Below are 17,524 nucleotides of genomic sequence, written 5' to 3'. Positions count from 1 at the left end.
TCTTTGACAGTTTCCCGACAAAGCCCTCAAAGACTGGCAACCGCCGCGCCTCTAGCATTTGAGCATCCCAACCATCCTTCGGGTGCTCTTCATGTTTCGCACATTGCGCAGTATCGCGCTGCTGGGTTGCCTGCTCGGCAGCGTCGGTTGCCAGGGGCAGCCGCCGGCCTCTCCGCGCATTCCAAAGGGTGACTACGGCGCGATCATCCGACACCTGCAAGCGCGAATCCCTCAGGAAATGGCGCGGCAGAATGTGCCAGGGCTGTCGATTGCCCTGGTCAACGGCCAGGAACTGATCTGGGCCCACGGCTTTGGCCTGGCCGACAAGGCCCACGGTGTGCCGGTGACGCCCAACACCGCATTTCGCGCGGGCGGCATCGCCAAACTGCTCACCGCCACGGCGGCGCTGCAACTGGTGGAGCAACAGCGCCTGGGGCTGGATGTACCGATCCAGCAAACCCTGAGCGAATTCCATGTGCGCTCGCGCTTTCATCCAGACCAGGACGCGGCAGACCGCGATATCACCCTGCGCCGCTTGCTGAGCCACCAGTCCGGCTTGCCCAGCGAGCACCTGCGCGACCTGCACAGCACCTTCGCCATGGGCTTGATGCCAATGCGCATGTCCGGCGTGTGGCTCAGCAGCCCGCCGGGCTCGCAAGTGGCGTACTCCAATCTCGGCTATGCACTGGTGGGCGCCGCCATTGAGCGCAGCACCGGCAAAAGTTTCGAAGCCCAACTGCAATACAGCGTGCTCAAGCCCCTGGAGATGAACCAGTCGAGCTTTATCGGCACCGGCGCGGTAACAGGCTACCGCGCCATGGGCTATCAGGACGGCAGCGCCAGCAGCGATGCCCAGGTGCGCGACTTGGCTGCCGGGGGGTTATGGGCCAGCCCGAAGGACCTCAGCCACTTCGTGAGCATGCTCTTCGCCCAGGGTCTGTACAAAGGCAAGCGCTTGCTGAGCGCAAGCTCCATCGACGCCATGTTCACCCAACAAAACACCGGCAAAGCCCTCGACTTCGATTGCCAGATGGGGCTGGGCTGGTTCCTCGCCCCTTGCGGCGATGAACCGGTCGGCGCCGGCGTGCGCACTTACCAGCATAGCGGCGGCGGTGATGATTTTGCCGCACAACTGACCTTGCTGCCCGACCAGCAACTGGCGGTGATCATCATGGCCAACGACAGCAACGCCGAAGACCTGGTTGCCCGCCTGGCCACCGACGCCCTGCGCCTGATGCTTCAGGCGCAAACCGGAAAATCCGTGTGTGGCGACGGCTGCGAGGCACCCAACCACGGGTTGAAACTGCGCCATGTACCGGCCGCCATCGACCGCAAGCGCCTGGCCGGCTTCTATGCCACCGCCTGGGGTGTGCTGCGCATCCGCGACGAAAAGGATCGTTTGTCCGGCGAACTGGCCGGGTTCGACTTCGAGCTGTTGCGTGACGAACAAGGCTGGTTGCGCGCGCAAAAACGCGTGCTCGGCTTGTGGTTCAAGGACCTCGGCGAGCTTGGCCGCGTGCAATTGGACATGATCACCGTGCAAGGCCGCCAAATGCTCACTGCCCGCAGCCACGGCCAACGCATCGCCATTGGCGAGCGCATCGACCCGCCGCCCTTGCCCCAGGCCTGGGCCGACACCATCGGCACCTATCAGGTCCTCAACACCCATGAGCCCGACGCACCACTGACCGGCATCAGCGTGCGCCTGGAGCAAGGTTTCCTGGTGATTCGCGGCCAATTGCACGACGAACCGCTGACCGACTACATCCTGCTACCCGTCGATAACGCCCACGCCGTACTGGCCGGTAATGGCTATGGCCTGGGCGACACCGTGAGCCGCCAGATCAATGGCCTCAGCGCGTCGGGCTACGCCTTCAAACGCACCCATTCGCCTCACCCACCCCTGAACCTTTAATACGGATGAACACCCTGATGCGCTCAAGAAACCTATGCCTGTCCCTCTCATCGCTGTGCCTGCTGGCCACGGCAGACGCAGCCATTGCCGAGGACTGGCAATACAGCCTCAAGGCCGGCGTCGCCAACGCACCCCGCTACAGCGGCAGCGACGAACGCATGACCGCGCCGGTGCTGGGCGGCAAAATCGTCAGCCCCTGGGGGATTTTCCTCGACACCGACAAAGGCCTGGGCTGGGGCTACGAAGGCAACGCCCTGAGCTTCAGCACCTATATCGGCGCCAGCGCTTCACGCAAGGACAAGAACGAATCCATGCACGCCGGCTCCAAGCGCCTCAAAGGCATGGGCGAAATCAAGTCGCGCGCGCAAGTAGGCGTAAGTGCCAGCTACAACCTCGGCGGCGCCATCGTCGGCGCCACCCTGGAACACGCGCTCAAGGACGATGACCACAAGGACACCGGCAAGGCCTACACCCATCTGGAACTGAGCCTGGGCACCAACCTCTATGACGGCCACTACGGCTCGGTCGATGCCAGCCTCAGCAGCCACTTTGGCGACCGTGAATACCTGCAGACCTGGTACGGCGTGACCACCGGCCAGGCCGCACAAAGCCGGTTCAAGGCCTACAAGGCCGGCGCAGGCAATATCAGCAATGGCATGAACCTGGTGTGGAGTTTGCCGATCAGCGAGCACACCCAGTTCTCCACCTTGCTCGACGTGCAGTACCTGGCGGATGAAGCGGGCAAGAGCCCGATTGTGGAGCGGCGCTTGCAGACGTCGGTGATGGGGGTGCTGGAATACACGTTCTAACCTGGCGACCCAATAAAAGCCTGTGAAAAAACCAATGTCGGAGCGGGCTTGTGTGGGAGCGGGCTTGCTCGCGAAAGCGGAATGTCAGCCAATGCATCAGGTGACTGAACCACCGCATTCGCGAGCAAGCCCGCTCCCACATTTTGATCTACTGCGTTTTCTAAAGCGCTACTCGGCATACGCCCACGTCATCCGAAACGACGCACCGCCCCACTCCGAATCCAACACCTCCACTTGCCCGCCATGCCATTGCGATACCCGCTGCACCAGCGCCAAGCCAAGGCCGAAACCACCGGTGCGGCGGTCGCGGCTGGCGTCCAGGCGCATGAACGGCTGGAAGATCTTCGCCCGCCCTTCCTCGGGCACGCCAGGGCCGTCATCGCACACGCGCACTTCATAACCCTGGCCGAACTTGACCAGCGACACTTCCACACGCCGTTCGGCGTAACGGATGGCGTTGCGCAGCAGGTTGATCACCGCCCGCGCCATGAAGCGCGGTTCGATCTGGATAAAATCCACTTCACAGGTGCGCAACGACAACTGCACACCCGCCGCCTCGGCCTCCAGCGCGACGCTGCCGATCACGCTGTCGAGCCAGCTGTGGGCCTCGATGCTTTCCCGGGTGACTTGGGTCGCGCCGCGCTCCAGGCTGGCGTAGGTGAGCAGCTCGGAAACCATTTCTTCCAGCTCGCCAAGGTCGGCATACATATCGGTAATCAGCTCGCCGCGCAGGCGCGGATCGGCCTGTTGCTTGAGCTGGTCGAGCTCGAACGACAGGCGCGCAATCGGCGTGCGCAACTCATGGGAGACCGCGTTGGTCAGTTCGCGCTGGTTGGCGATGAGGTTCTCGATGCGTTCGGCCATCTGGTTGAAGTGCCCGGCCAGCTCCCGCACGGTGGAGCGGCGCGGCAGCAGGATGCGCGAGCGAAGGTCGTTGTCGCCAAAACGTTGTGCGGCCAGGCGGATATGTTCCAGGTCGCGCCAGTGCGGGCGCACCCAGAAATACAGGACGATGGCCAGGCACAGGCCGAGGAACCCATAGGCCCACAGGTACAACCACTTGGGTTCTTCCGGCAGTTTGATTTCCAACAGTTGCGAGCCACCGTCGATGTTGGCGATGAACTCCATAAAGTCGCCACGCACCACCAATTGCCCGGCCGCGAGCAATTGCTGTTCGCGTGAGCTCAGCTTCAGCTCGTCGCGCGCCACCAGTTTAAGGTGCAGACCGTAGTGGCTTTGCAACTCGGCGAGGCGCGCCGCCCGGCCCGCCTCCGGCACTGGGCGCAAATGCTCCACCAAGCCATACGCCGGGCCGCGCATGGCTTCGCGGTTATAGGTTTCATTGGCTTCGGGCAGCAACTCGTCAAAGGTGTAGTTGACCAGCCAGATGGCCCCCGCCAGACCCAGCGCCAAGATCACATACAGACGCAGAAACAACCGCAGCATCTAGACCTCCCACGCGAACGGATTGAACAGGTAACCCTTGCCCCAGATGGTCTTGATGCACACCGGCTCACGGGGGTTGTCGTTAAGCTTGCCGCGCAGCTTGCTGATGTACACATCGACGCTGCGATTGAGGCCGTCAAAGGCGATGCCGCGCATGCGGTTGAGGATGTCATCGCGCGACAGGATCGTGCCCGAGTGGCTGGCGAGCAACCACAACAATTCGAATTCCATGGTGGTGAGGTCGACCTTCTCCTCACCCAGGCTGACCACGCGGCACGTACGATCGATGGCCAATCGCCCGAACACCAGGGAGCCACGCACCGTTGGCTCAGGCACCTGGCGACGCTGCAACGCGCGCAACCGCGCGAGCAGTACCGGCGGCTTGATCGGCTTGATCACATAATCATCGGCGCCGGACTCCAGGCCCAGGATATGGTCCAGGTCGTCCTCCTTGGCGGTGAGGATCACGATGGGTGTGTCAGAGACACTACGAATCCCTCGGCACACATGCAGGCCGCTCTGGCCTGGCAACATCAGGTCGAGCACGACAATCTTCGGCTTGAAATCCAGGAACGCCGCCAAGGCCTCATCGCCCCGGTGCACCACCCGCACGTCAAAACCATGCTGCGACAGAAAGTGCGCGATCAAGCCCGCCAGTTTCTCATCGTCTTCAACGAGCAATACCTTGCCCAGCCCCAGGTTTTCCATAAGTTCTCAGTGTGTGACGCAGATTGAAGTGCAGGCATTATAGGTGGCAAGCTGGGCAACTTAAGCACCTGGCCAGCAAGGCCCGACGAAGCTTCATGCTTTTAAGACTTTTTAACAAATTGCCCGCACTCTTTAACGCCATTCACAGGGAGTTGTATGCGTAAGGATTACCTGGCGTTTTTTATCTCGCTGTTCCTGTCGCGGCTGGCGGATCAGATCCTGCTGTTTATCGTGCCGTTGATCGTCTTCCAGACCACCGGCAGTGTTTCCTGGGCCGGGCTGGCGTTTTTCGTCGAGTCGCTGCCGCGCTTCCTCGCGTTTCCGCTGTGCGGGGCGTTGTGCGACAAGTACCCGCCCGTGCGCATCCTGCATATCAGCCAAGTCTACCGGGCGCTGGCCTGCGTGCTGGCAGTGGCGCTATTCGGCCTGTTCGACGGCATCTACTGGATCGTGCTGCTGTCGGCCGTGTGCGGGGTGTTGACCACCCAGGGCATCATGGCCCGGGAAGTGCTCATGCCGCACATCTTCCAGCAGTACAGCTATGCCAAGACCCTGTCCTATTCACAGATCGCCGACCAAAGCGGCCTGGTGCTCGGGCCACTGGTGGCGGCGCTGATGCTGGAAGCCTGGGCGTGGCATTGGGTGGTACTGGGGATTGCCGGGCTGTTTGTGTTGGCGGACGTGGCGATGCGCGTGTGGCAGCGCTCCAGCACGGTAATCCCGGCCGTTTTCGAGCAGCATCGGGATATCTGGCTGCAACCGCTGCGGATTGCGTTTGGGCATATCCGCAACCTCGCCGGACTCAAGCGCCTGATTGCGTTGACGATGGGCGTGAACCTGATCATCGGCGTCACGCTGGCCACGTCCGCAGCGATGGTCACTGGCCTGTACGCCGCCGGCAAAGACGCCTACGCCTTGCTGCAAGCGGCCGGCGCACTGGTGACCATCGTGATTCTGTTCTACCTGGCGCGCGCCACCCTGCCGTTGAAGCTGCTCGGTGGGCTTTCCTACGCAATGATTGCCCTGGGCGCACTGATCACGGCGATCAGCCCCAATCTATGGCTGTACTCCCTGGGCTTTTTGCTGGTGATCGGCTTCGACAAGATGTACAGCGTGTACATGCGCAGCGTGCGGCAAAAGGTGATTCCGGTGCAGGACTTCGGCAAGACCGTGGGCGTGATTACCTTGCTCAACAACCTGCCGCAACCGCTGGCGGGCCTGATGATTGCCGTATTGGCCGCGCCCTTGGGCGTGCAAACGGTGATCCTGCTGCTGGCAGGCATCACCGCTTTGATCGGCGTGGCCGTCGCCTCAGGCTGGCACGCCACTGTGAAAGCGGAACTCGACGTCGGGTGACTCGATCAATTCCTGCTCGGCCGCTCGCACCCGCTCAATGACCAGGGGCACGTCTTTGGCGTCGCCGTACTGGTAGGCCAACTTGAGGTAGCCCTGGAAGTGCCGCGCCTCGCTTTTCAGCAGGCCGAAGTAGAACTTGCCGAGTTCTTCGTCCAAATGCGGCACCAGCGCTTCGAAACGCTCGCAACTGCGCGCTTCGATAAAGGCGCCGACCACCAACGTATCCACCAGTTTGACCGGCTCGTGGGTGCGCACGACTTTGCGCAAACCCGAGGCGTAACGCCCGGCATTCAGTTGGCGCAGTTCGATCTTGCGCTTTTTCATCAGGCGCATGACTTGTTCGTGGTGCACCAGTTCTTCCCGGGCCAGGCGCGACATCATATTGATCAGGTCGACATGGCTGTAGTACTTGGCGATCAGGCTCAAGGCGGTGCTGGCGGCTTTGAATTCACAGTTCTTGTGGTCGATCAGCAGGGTTTCCTGATCGGCCAAGGCAGCCTGGACCCAGGCGTCGGGGGTGCGGCAGCCGAGGAATTCGTGGATTTCGGGCAGGTTCATCGGGCTCACGGGCAAAGGATCACAAAAGGGCGCCGATTATACCGACCACGCCGCAGACCACCAGCCACCGGCCTTGATGTGTATCAACATGACGTGCGCCGGGCAGCAACTATAGTTGTTCCATGCCCCCCCTTTTCATGGAGAACCCGAACATGCAAGCCATCCGCAGCATCCTGGTCGTCATCGAGCCCGAACACTCGGAAAGCCTGGCCCTCAAGCGCGCCAAGCTGATTGCCGGGGTCACTGGCGCGCACCTGCATTTGCTGGTGTGCGACAGAAAGCATGAGCATTCGGCGCTGCTGAGCTTGCTCAAGGCCGGCTTGCAGGAGGATGGCTACAGCGTCACCACCGAACAGGCGTGGAATGACAGCCTGCATACAACCATCATTGATGTGCAGCAGGCCGAAGGTTGTGGGCTGGTGATCAAGCAACACTTTCCCGACAGCCCGCTGAAAAAGGCGTTGCTGACGCCAGCGGATTGGAAGTTGCTGCGCTACTGCCCGACGGCAGTGCTGCTAGTGAAGACGTCTACGCCGTGGGCTGGGCGCGTGATCCTGGCGGCCATCGATGTGGGCAATACCGACGCTGAGCACCGTGAACTGCACGCGGAAATCGTCGGCCATGGCTTCGACATCGCCAGCCTGGCCAAGGCGCAACTGCATGTGATCAGTGCCCATCCGTCGCCAATGCTGTCAGCGGCAGACCCAACGTTCCAGCTCAAGGAAACGATTGAAGCGCGCTACCGGGAACAGTGCCGGGCCTTCCAGGCCGAGTTCGATATCGACGACTCAAGGCTGCACATCGAGGAAGGCCCTGCCGACGTGCTGATTCCCTTTGCGGCGCACAAGTACAGCGCCGCCGTCACCATCATTGGCACCGTGGCGCGTACCGGCATTTCCGGCGCGTTGATCGGCAATACGGCGGAAGTTGTACTCGACCAGCTGGAAAGTGATGCGCTGGTGCTCAAGCCGACAAGCCTTATGGATCACCTGGAAGAGCTGGCCAGCAAGGCCTGAGAACAATGCAGTTCAACCTGTGGGAACGGGTTTGTGTGGGAGCGGGCTTGCTCGCGAATACGGTCTGTCAGTAGCAAATATGTTGTCTGACCCACCGTATTCGCGAGCAAGCCCGCTCCCACACAAGCCCACTCCACAGTGGGTTAGGTGTTATCAGTTGGAAAACACATCCCTCAAGAAACCCGGTGCGATATAGCGCTGGTAATGCGCCTCGGACAGGATAAAAAACTCCCGATCAATCGCATCACGCAAATCCGGCAAGGCCCAGGCGCGAAATTCCGGCAACAGCACCATGCCATAGGCCTCCAGATTGGAGATCACCCGCGCGCCCCGGGCAATCAACTGGTACGCCCAGCAATACTCCGACTGGTGCGGCACGAAGCGAATCTTGCGCTGCTCCAGCTGGCCGCGCAGGGTCTTGGGGTCGAAAACCTCCACCTTGCCGGCCATCACCTGCACCAGCAGTTGCTCCAGGCGCAGCCAGACCGCACGCTTTTCTTCTTCGTTATAGCCATTCCACTGGATCACTTCATGGTGGAAACGCTTGCAGCCACGGCACACGAGATCGCCGTAGACCGTGGAGCACAGGCCTACGCAGGGGGTCTTGATGGTTTGGTTGGGCATGGGTAACAACACGCAAATCAGCGAAACAATGCGTCATGTTAGCCCTTTGTCTAACCTTGATCACCCTGCAAACTTGGTTAGGCAACTTACCTTTAGATTTTTTTTGCCGTAGAATCATCCGGCCTTGTAAGGCGCCAATAATCCGCTGGAAGCTGTTTTCAAAGCGTCACGAGCACAGTCGTTCCTTCAGAACGGTGTTGGCGATGGTCAATGACTCGGTAGGTCAATGCCCTCGCCAACCCTCATCAGCCCCGTTCTGCAGGCGTAAAACTTTGAAAGCAGCTTCTGTGAGGAATGCCGGCAGCGCTGGCTTTGCGGCCCAAAAAGCCCCCGAGCGCATGCGTGCCGTTCATTTCTGGATGAGCGTCCCGTGGGACCACTGATGAGGGTAATAACTGTGCTTGAAGCCTACCGCAAACATATCGAAGAGCGTGCAGCCCTGGGTATTGTTCCCCAGCCGCTTAACGCCGAACAAACCGCAGGCCTGGTCGAGCTGCTGAAAAATCCTCCGGCTGGCGAAGAAGAATTCCTCGTTGACCTGATCACCAACCGCATTCCACCTGGTGTTGACGAAGCTGCCTACGTCAAGGCCGGTTTCCTGTCTGCCCTGGCCAAGGGCGAAGCCACTTCCCCCCTGATCAGCAAACAGCGCGCTGTTGAACTGCTTGGCACCATGCAAGGCGGCTACAACATCGTGACCCTGGTCGAGCTGCTGGACGATGCCGAGCTGGCACCTGTCGCCGCCGCCCAACTCAAGCACACCCTGCTGATGTTCGACGCGTTCCACGACGTGGCCGAAAAAGCCAAGAACGGCAACGAACACGCCAAAGCCGTGATTCAGTCCTGGGCTGACGGCGAGTGGTTCAGCAACCGCCCTACCCTGGCCGACAAGATCAGCCTGCGCGTATTCAAGGTTACCGGCGAAACCAACACCGACGACCTGTCCCCTGCTCCCGATGCCTGGTCCCGTCCAGACATCCCGCTGCACGCCCTGGCCATGCTGAAAATGGCTCGCGAAGGCATCGTGCCGGACGAGCAAGGCAAGACCGGCCCGATGAAGCAGATCGAAGAGATGCGCGGCCAAGGCTTCCCGATCGCCTACGTCGGTGACGTGGTCGGTACCGGTTCGTCGCGTAAATCGGCAACCAACTCCGTACTGTGGTTCTTCGGCGATGACGTTCCTTACGTGCCGAACAAGCGCGCTGGCGGTTTCTGCTTCGGCAGCAAGATCGCTCCAATCTTCTACAACACCATGGAAGATGCCGGCGCACTGCCAATCGAATTCGACGTTACCAACATGAACATGGGCGACGTGATCGACCTGTACCCGCATGCTGGCAAAGTCTGCAAACACAACAGCGACGAAGTCATCACCACCTTCGAAATGAAGACCCCGGTGCTGTTGGACGAAGTTCGCGCTGGCGGCCGTATTCCGCTGATCATCGGTCGCGGCCTGACCGACAAGGCACGTACCGAGCTGGGCCTGGGCCCTACCGACCTGTTCAAGCTGCCTGAAGCACCTGTCGACACCGGCAAAGGCTTCACCCTGGCACAGAAAATGGTCGGCAAGGCGTGCGGCCTGCCGGAAGGCAAAGGCGTTCGTCCTGGCACCTACTGCGAGCCGAAGATGACCACCGTGGGTTCCCAGGACACCACCGGTCCAATGACCCGTGATGAACTGAAAGACCTGGCGTGCCTGGGCTTCTCGACCGATCTGGTGATGCAGTCCTTCTGCCACACCGCGGCTTATCCAAAGCCGATCGACGTGACCACCCACCACACCCTGCCTGACTTCATCATGACCCGTGGCGGTGTATCGCTGCGTCCAGGCGACGGCATCATCCACAGCTGGCTGAACCGCATGCTGCTGCCGGACACCGTCGGCACCGGTGGTGACTCCCACACCCGTTTCCCGATGGGCATCTCGTTCCCGGCCGGTTCTGGCCTGGTCGCGTTCGCCGCAGCCACTGGCGTAATGCCACTGGACATGCCGGAATCGATCCTGGTGCGCTTCAAAGGCAAGATGAAACCTGGCATCACCCTGCGTGACCTGGTTCATGCCATTCCTTACTACGCGATCCAGTCGGGTCTGCTGACCGTAGAGAAGAAAGGCAAGAAAAACGCCTTCTCCGGCCGCATCCTGGAAATCGAAGGCCTGAACGACCTGACGCTGGAACAAGCTTTCGAGCTGTCCGACGCCTCGGCTGAACGTTCGGCTGCCGGTTGCACCATCAAGCTGTCGAAAGAGTCCGTCACCGAGTACCTGAACTCCAACATCACCCTGCTGCGCTGGATGATCGGTGAAGGCTACGGCGACCCGCGTACCCTGGAACGTCGCGCCCAAGCGATGGAAGCCTGGGTTGCCAACCCAGAGCTGATGGAAGCCGATGCCGACGCGGAATACGCCGAAATCATCGAGATCGACCTGTCGGAAATCAACGAGCCTATCCTCTGCGCGCCAAACGACCCGGACGATGCCCGTCTGCTGTCGAGCGTTGCCGGCGAGAAGATCGACGAAGTGTTCATCGGTTCGTGCATGACCAACATCGGTCACTTCCGCGCTGCCGGTAAACTGCTGGAACAGGTCAAGGGTCAGCTGCCAACCCGTCTGTGGCTGTCGCCGCCGACCAAGATGGACGCTCACCAACTGACCGAAGAAGGCTACTACGGCATCTACGGCAAGGCTGGTGCGCGCATGGAAATGCCGGGCTGCTCGCTGTGCATGGGTAACCAGGCACGTGTCGAGCCGAATTCGACTGTTGTGTCGACCTCGACCCGTAACTTCCCGAACCGTCTGGGTGACGGCGCGAACGTCTACCTGGCTTCGGCTGAGCTGGCGGCAGTTGCTTCCACTCTGGGTCGCCTGCCGACCGTCGAAGAGTACATGGGCTACGCAGCGAAACTGGACACCATGGCCAGTGACGTCTACCGCTACCTGAACTTCGACCAGATCGCCGAGTTCCGTAAAATCGCAGCAAGCGCCAACATCCCGGTGATTCAAGCCTAAGATGTTGATGCAATAAAAAACGCCGCGTATCTCACGATACGCGGCGTTTTTTTATGCCTGGAATACTGTACTTGCAGCAACCCAAAACAACTGTGGGAGCTGGCTTGCCTGCGATAGCAGTAGTTGAGTCACTGTATGGGTGACTGACACACCGCTATCGCAGGCAAGCCAACTCCCACACTTTAGAACTGCACAGTCTTAGAGACCGTACTCAGGCTCAAGCAATCAGCGAATAAACCACCGCCGTAATCGCCACCAGGCCTACCGCCGTAACGAACACATTGGACGCCTGCCCACGGTACTTGGCCATGGCCGGCACCTTGCGAATCGCGTACATCGGCATCAGGAACAGGATCGACGCAATGATCGGCCCACCCAGGGCTTCGATCATGCCGAGGATGCTTGGGTTAAGCGTGGCGACTATCCAGCACACCACCAGCATGAACGCAGCGGTCATGCGGTCCAGCGTCTTCGCCGCCGGACGACGACCGGTCTTCAGCACCAGGCCCTTGAGGCCTTCGCTGGCGCCGATGTAGTGGCCCAGGAACGACTTGGCAATCGCCACGAACGCGATCAGCGGCGCGGCGAAGGCGATGGTCGGGTTGTCGAAGTGGTTGGCCAGGTACGACAGGATCGACAGGTTCTGCGCTTTCGCTTCGGCCAGTTGCGCCGGCGACAGGGTCAGCACGCAGCTGAACACGAAGAACAGCACCATCGCCACCATCAACAGGTGCGCGCGGGAGAGGATCTGCGAGCTGCGCTCATCGGCATGCGCGCCGTACTGGCGCTTCTGGTCCACCGCGAAGGCCGAGATGATCGGCGAGTGGTTGAACGAGAACACCATCACCGGGATCGCCAGCCACAGCGTGCTGAGCAACGCGGACGGCGCCGGTACTTCGCTGGCGGTGCTGAGGATGCCACCCGTCCAATGCGGGATCAGGTACACCGCCAAGAACAGCAAGGCGACGATAAACGGATACACCATCAGGCTCATCGCCTTGACGATCACTTGCTCACCGCAACGCACCACGGCCAACAGGCCGAGGATCAGCACAAACGCCAGCAGCGCCCGCGGCGGCGGCATGATGTGCAGTTGGTGTTCCATGAAGCTGCTGACGGTGTTGGTCAATGCGACGCTGTAGATCAGCAGGATCGGGAAGATCGCAAAGAAGTACAGCAGAGTGATCAGCGCGCCGGCAGTGATGCCGAAGTGCTCTTCGACCACGTCGGTGATGTCGGAGCCTTCACGACCGGACAGGACGAAGCGGGTCAGGCCCCGGTGAGCGAAGAACGTCATCGGGAATGCCAGCAGCGCCAGGATCAACAGCGGCCAGAAACCGCCCAGGCCAGCGTTGATGGGCAAAAACAAGGTGCCGGCGCCAATGGCCGTGCCGAACAGGCCAAGCATCCAGGTGGTGTCCTGGCGGCTCCAGCTTGTGAGGGTTGCAGGTGTCGATGCATAGCGTTCGTCAACGCTATTGGCCTGATCATTCATCCGGTCGGATCTCCGCATTTACACGGCCGGGACGAGTCAGAAAAACCTGACAGGCAGCGCCCCGACCATAGAAGGGGCCGGATTGTCCGGGATTCTTGTGAATAAGCAAAGACTTAGCTGAGGAACGGTGGCGTGGTATATCGACACGCCGCACCCGAGCCAGACACATTTGTTGACAACCTGGCGTCGATCTAAGCATGATCGGACCATGAACTTTATTCAGCTGCACCTCACCCGCACCACCACCACGACCGCTATCGGCGGGTCGCGCGGTGGCTGTGGGTGGTCAAGCTAAACACCCCACAGATTCAACCCAAGGCCCCGCCAGCAATGGACGGGGCCTTTTTATTGCTCCGCCCACCTGGCAATCACAAGGAGCAACACCATGGCTGACGCCCTGCTGATCATCGATATGCAAACCGGCCTCTACGATGGCCCGGAGAAGCCCTTTGAGCGCGAACGCGTACTCGCCACCATCAACCAACTGATTCAGCGCGCCCGCAACGCCAACGCGCCGATCTTCGTCGCCCGCCACACCGGGCCAGAAGGCTCGCCCATCGCAGCGGGCAGCCCGCTCTGGCAGTTGTGGCGCGGCCTGGACGTCGATGAATCCCGCGATCATCTGTTCAATAAAACCCGCCCCAGCTGTTTTCTGGGGACTGACCTGGCGCAGCAACTGAATGCGGCGCAGGTCAATGAACTGGTGATTGTGGGCATGAAAACCCAGTTCTGCATCGACACGACTTGCCGAGTGGCTGTTGAACTTGGGCTTTCGGTGGTGTTACCCGAAGATGGCCACACCTGCATGGACACCCCGGCGCTCAAAGCGCAGGCGATCATCGAGCATCACAATGCGACGTTGGCGGGGGCGTTTGTGAAACGAGTCAGGGCTACGGATATTTGGGGGTGATCGGCTAAAAAGCTGAGCTTCCTAAAGAAGAATTGTGCAGTTCGCCGTTTATGGCGTTCTGCGCAATATCCAGTTTCTCCAGGAGCTCAGCAGTTTCGTGCGCCGTCAGTGCAACGACAGGCCGGCCCCAGTCGTAATTCCTGATGACATTTATCCGAAAACCACCCGCTGCATCGAACTCCGGATACCACCCCACATCGAGTAGGAAGCCGCCGGCAAATTCAACCTGAAGCATGTCTTCTTTCAGCAGATCGACCTGCTCCGACACGGCGCCCTCCTGCAGGAGCGACAAATCGTCGTGAGTGATCGTGCCACCGGCAAACTTGAGTGAAATCAATTTGTTAATCTCCTGAATTCCTGTCCAGAAATAGGATGACCGTGGATAGCGCAGGGTAGTGTTTGTATCCATACGGGGTCCATTGAGTCTCTTCTTCGAGCGTTGCAGGAACAGGCATCCATGTCGTCTCTGCTAGAGGGAAAGTCCGCAGAGTCTGGCCCAACAAACACACCCAGGACGAACGGCGAGGAAATTCAGAATGGCCTTACGGAAGAAGAAAATTTTCTATCTCAGTAAAACGCTCAGTCTTACAAATCCCGCATACTCCCCCCTCAAACCCTTCAGGAAGAGCCTTCCGATGTCCACCACTGTTCTGGTTCTGGTTGAAACCATCAACGAATACCTGCACATCATCGAAAACGATGACTTCCACGTGATTCTGGCGCCCACGCCCGCCGAACGCGCCCAGGCCATCAAGGCCCACGGCGGGCAGATCAAAGCCGTGCTGACCCGTGGCCCGCTGGGCTTGTACGCCGAAGAAATCACCGCCCTGCCCCTGCTGGAAATCATCTGCGTGATCGGCGCCGGCTACGAACATGTGGACCTGCAAGCCGCCAGCAATCGCGGGATCGTCGTCACCAACGGCGCCGGTGTGAACGCACCTTCGGTCGCCGACCACGCCATGGCGCTGCTGCTGTCGCTGGTACGCGGCATCCCGCAGACCGACGCCGCCGTACGCCGCAACGAATGGCCCAAGGTCATGCGCCCCTCCCTGGGCGGCAAACAGTTGGGCATTCTCGGACTGGGCGCCGTGGGCCTGGAGATCGCCAAGCGTGCGGCCCTGGGTTTCGGCATGGAAATCAGCTACCACAACCGCCAACCGCGCGATGACGTGGACTACACCTACTGCGCCACGGCGGTAGAGTTGGCCCGAACCTCGGACTTCCTGATCCTCGCCACGCCCGGCGGCGCAAGCACCCGCCACTTGATCGATCGCCACGCCCTCGACGCACTCGGGCCGAATGGCTTCCTGGTGAACATCGGACGCGGCAGCGTGGTGGTCACCGCCGACCTGGTGGCCGCCCTCGAACAGCGCCGCATCGGTGGCGCGGCCCTGGACGTATTCGACGACGAACCCCAGGTGCCCGACGCCCTCAAGCGCTTGAGCAACACCGTGCTGACCTCCCATGTCGCCGGCCTGTCGCCGGAAGCCGCCCACGACACCGTGCAGCGCGTGGCCGACAACCTGCTGGAGTACTTCGCCGGGCGCCCGGTGCTCACGCCCGTCGCATTGCCCCCGCCCGCAAAATGACCGATCAGGCACGCTGATCATCATCCAACACGCTAACCTATTAAGCCGCCCCGACCTTGTCGCTGGGCGGTGGTGCGCATTAGATTAGGAAATAGTCCGAGGCCTTTAGAATAAGCAGAAGGGATAAGCATGGCGCTGAACGACCAATCGACCCAGATCCGAGCAGGCGAAGAACTTGATGCCAGCCTGATCGATCCCTACCTCAAGGCCCATATCCCTGGCCTGAGCGGCACGCCGACCATCAGCCAGTTCCCGGGCGGTGCGTCCAACCTGACTTACCTGCTGGAGTACCCCGGCCAGGAATTCGTCCTACGCCGTCCGCCCTTTGGCCACAAGGCCAAGTCCGCCCACGACATGGGGCGCGAATACCGCATTCTCAACCAACTCAAGGACGGCTTTCCGTACTGCCCCAAAGCCTACGTGCACTGCACCGATGAATCGGTGATCGGCGCCGAGTTCTATGTGATGGAGCGGGTCAACGGCATCATCCTGCGCTCCGACCTGCCGGCCGAACTGGGCCTGGACGCCGCCAAGACCGAGGCGCTGTGCAAGAGCTTTATCGACAAGTTCGTCGAACTGCATCAGGTGGACTACACCGCGTGCGGCCTGGCTGACCTGGGCAAGCCCGAAGGTTATGTGGCGCGGCAGATCAGCGGCTGGAGCGATCGCTACGAAAAAGCCCTGACCCCCGACGCCCCGCGCTGGGAAGCCGTGCGCGCCTGGCTCAACGACAAGATGCCGGCCGACCACCCCACTTCCAGCATCGTGCACAACGATTACCGCTTCGATAACGTGATCCTCGACCCGCACAACCCGATGCAGATCATCGGCGTGCTGGACTGGGAACTGACCACCCTCGGCGACCCATTGATGGACCTGGGCAACACCCTCGCCTACTGGATCGAAGCCGCCGACCCGGCACCGGTGCAACTGATGCGCCGCCAGCCAAGCAACGCCCCCGGCATGCTGACCCGCCGTCAGTTCGTGGACTACTACGCCGAACGCGCCGGCATCCAGATCGACAATTTCGACTTCTACTACACCTACGGCCTGTTCCGCCTGGCCGGCATCGTGCAGCAGATCTACTACCGCTTCTTCCATGGCCAGACCCAGGACAAACGCTTTGCGCAGTTCATCCACATGAACAAGCTGCTGGAGCAGATGAGCCTGAATGTGATCGCTAAATCAGCCCTCTAAGGAACCCCCATGTCCAAGACCAACCTGTTCGACCTCGACGGCAAGATTGCCTTTGTTTCCGGTGCGAGCCGTGGCATCGGTGAAGCCATCGCCAAGTTGCTGGCCCAGCAAGGCGCCCACGTGATTGTCTCCAGCCGCAAACTGGACGGTTGCCAGCACGTGGCCGACGCAATCATCGCCGATGGCGGCAAGGCCACGGCCATTGCCTGCCACATCGGTGAAATGGAGCAGATTACCCAGGTGTTCGCCGGTATCCGCGAACAGTTCGGCCGCCTGGACATCCTGGTCAACAACGCTGCCACCAACCCGCAGTTCTGCAACGTATTGGACACCGACCTCGGCGCGTTCCAGAAGACCGTGGACGTGAACATTCGCGGCTACTTCTTCATGTCGGTGGAAGCCGGCAAGCTGATGCGCGAGAACGGCGGTGGCAGCATCATCAACGTGGCGTCGATCAACGGCATCTCCCCGGGCGTGTTCCAGGGCATCTATTCGGTGACCAAGGCGGCCGTGATCAACATGACCAAAGTCTTCGCCAAGGAATGCGCTGCGTTCGGCATTCGCTGCAACGCCCTGCTGCCGGGCCTGACCGACACCAAGTTCGCCTCGGCACTGGTGAAAAACGACGCCATCCTGAAAACCGCGCTGGCGCAGATCCCCCTCAAGCGCGTGGCCGACCCGAGCGAAATGGCCGGTGCAGTGCTGTACCTGGCGAGCGATGCGTCGAGCTACACTACTGGCGTTGCGCTGAATGTGGATGGCGGGTTCCTGTCCTGATCATGCATTAGATCGTTCCCACGCTCTGCGTGGGAACGCCGCCGGTGACGCTCTGCGTCACGCCTGCAAGAACGGACGCAGAGCGTCCAGGGATGCATTCCCACGCAGAGCGTGGGA

At 60.7% G+C, this 17,524-nt stretch carries 15 protein-coding genes; 9 read left to right on the top strand and 6 right to left on the bottom strand.

What is annotated here, in order from left to right:
- Positions 1-91 precede the first annotated feature (91 nt).
- Positions 92-1,915, top strand: coding sequence for a serine hydrolase domain-containing protein (locus tag ACZRMO_RS24030; protein ID WP_463974437.1), 1,824 nt, complete (start codon positions 92-94; stop codon positions 1,913-1,915).
- A gap of 17 nt (positions 1,916-1,932) precedes the next feature.
- Positions 1,933-2,724 carry a MipA/OmpV family protein gene (locus tag ACZRMO_RS24025; protein ID WP_463974436.1) on the top strand — a complete coding sequence of 264 codons (792 nt, stop codon included), beginning with the start codon at positions 1,933-1,935 and terminating at the stop codon, positions 2,722-2,724.
- 168 nt (positions 2,725-2,892) lie between these two features.
- Here the strand turns inward: ACZRMO_RS24025 and ACZRMO_RS24020 are convergent, their stop codons facing one another.
- Positions 2,893-4,170 (bottom strand): ATP-binding protein, encoded by a 1,278-nt coding sequence (locus ACZRMO_RS24020; RefSeq protein ID WP_463974435.1) that lies wholly within the window; start codon positions 4,168-4,170, stop codon positions 2,893-2,895.
- Positions 4,171-4,878 carry a winged helix-turn-helix domain-containing protein gene (locus tag ACZRMO_RS24015; protein ID WP_463974434.1) on the bottom strand — a complete coding sequence of 236 codons (708 nt, stop codon included), beginning with the start codon at positions 4,876-4,878 and terminating at the stop codon, positions 4,171-4,173. It abuts the gene before it with no gap.
- 156 nt (positions 4,879-5,034) lie between these two features.
- On the opposite strand from ACZRMO_RS24015, the gene ACZRMO_RS24010 reads away from it, so the two are divergent.
- Positions 5,035-6,234 (top strand): MFS transporter, encoded by a 1,200-nt coding sequence (locus tag ACZRMO_RS24010; RefSeq protein ID WP_463974433.1) that lies wholly within the window; start codon positions 5,035-5,037, stop codon positions 6,232-6,234.
- Here the strand turns inward: ACZRMO_RS24010 and ACZRMO_RS24005 are convergent.
- A complete protein-coding gene (locus ACZRMO_RS24005) occupies positions 6,190-6,792 on the bottom strand; it encodes a MiaE family protein (protein WP_124527550.1) in 603 nt (200 codons plus the stop codon). The two genes, ACZRMO_RS24010 and ACZRMO_RS24005, sit on opposite strands and share 45 nt — an antisense overlap.
- 152 nt (positions 6,793-6,944) lie before the next feature.
- Here ACZRMO_RS24005 and ACZRMO_RS24000 point away from each other — a divergent pair, with 152 nt between their 5' ends.
- Positions 6,945-7,808 carry a universal stress protein gene (locus ACZRMO_RS24000; protein ID WP_463974432.1) on the top strand — a complete coding sequence of 288 codons (864 nt, stop codon included), beginning with the start codon at positions 6,945-6,947 and terminating at the stop codon, positions 7,806-7,808.
- Positions 7,809-7,961: 153 nt separating this feature from the next.
- Here ACZRMO_RS24000 and ACZRMO_RS23995 read toward each other — a convergent pair whose 3' ends face one another.
- Positions 7,962-8,432, bottom strand: coding sequence for a DUF1289 domain-containing protein (locus ACZRMO_RS23995; protein ID WP_463974431.1), 471 nt, complete (start codon positions 8,430-8,432; stop codon positions 7,962-7,964).
- Between the two features lie 397 nt (positions 8,433-8,829).
- On the opposite strand from ACZRMO_RS23995, the gene acnB reads away from it, so the two are divergent.
- A complete protein-coding gene (acnB, locus tag ACZRMO_RS23990; protein WP_463974475.1) occupies positions 8,830-11,439 on the top strand; it encodes a bifunctional aconitate hydratase 2/2-methylisocitrate dehydratase in 2,610 nt (869 codons plus the stop codon).
- Between the two features lie 217 nt (positions 11,440-11,656).
- On the opposite strand, the gene ACZRMO_RS23985 is transcribed toward acnB, so the two are convergent.
- Positions 11,657-12,934: a serine/threonine transporter gene (locus ACZRMO_RS23985; RefSeq protein WP_463974430.1), complete on the bottom strand. Its 1,278-nt coding sequence runs from the start codon at positions 12,932-12,934 to the stop codon at positions 11,657-11,659.
- Positions 12,935-13,319: 385 nt separating this feature from the next.
- On the opposite strand from ACZRMO_RS23985, the gene ACZRMO_RS23980 reads away from it, so the two are divergent.
- On the top strand, positions 13,320-13,844 hold the full coding sequence (locus tag ACZRMO_RS23980; RefSeq protein WP_463974429.1) for a cysteine hydrolase family protein: 525 nt from the start codon (positions 13,320-13,322) through the stop codon (positions 13,842-13,844).
- 4 nt (positions 13,845-13,848) lie between these two features.
- Here the strand turns inward: ACZRMO_RS23980 and ACZRMO_RS23975 are convergent, their stop codons facing one another.
- Entirely contained in the window at positions 13,849-14,253 is a 405-nt protein-coding gene (locus tag ACZRMO_RS23975) for a hypothetical protein (protein ID WP_463974428.1), read from the bottom strand.
- Positions 14,254-14,479: 226 nt separating this feature from the next.
- Between ACZRMO_RS23975 and ACZRMO_RS23970 the strand changes: the two genes are divergently transcribed.
- The 3 genes from ACZRMO_RS23970 (at position 14,480) to ACZRMO_RS23960 (ending at position 17,407) form a co-directional block, all read left to right on the top strand.
- Positions 14,480-15,433 carry a 2-hydroxyacid dehydrogenase gene (locus tag ACZRMO_RS23970; protein WP_463974427.1) on the top strand — a complete coding sequence of 318 codons (954 nt, stop codon included), beginning with the start codon at positions 14,480-14,482 and terminating at the stop codon, positions 15,431-15,433.
- Between the two features lie 129 nt (positions 15,434-15,562).
- A complete protein-coding gene (locus ACZRMO_RS23965; RefSeq protein WP_463974426.1) occupies positions 15,563-16,630 on the top strand; it encodes a phosphotransferase family protein in 1,068 nt (355 codons plus the stop codon).
- A 9-nt stretch (positions 16,631-16,639) separates the two neighbouring features.
- Complete coding sequence (locus ACZRMO_RS23960; RefSeq protein ID WP_207044276.1) at positions 16,640-17,407, top strand: SDR family oxidoreductase; 768 nt, start codon at positions 16,640-16,642, stop codon at positions 17,405-17,407.
- Positions 17,408-17,524 lie beyond the last annotated feature (117 nt).

Source organism: Pseudomonas sp. B611 (assembly GCF_055407965.1).
This window is presented reverse-complemented; position numbering and strand designations above follow the sequence as displayed.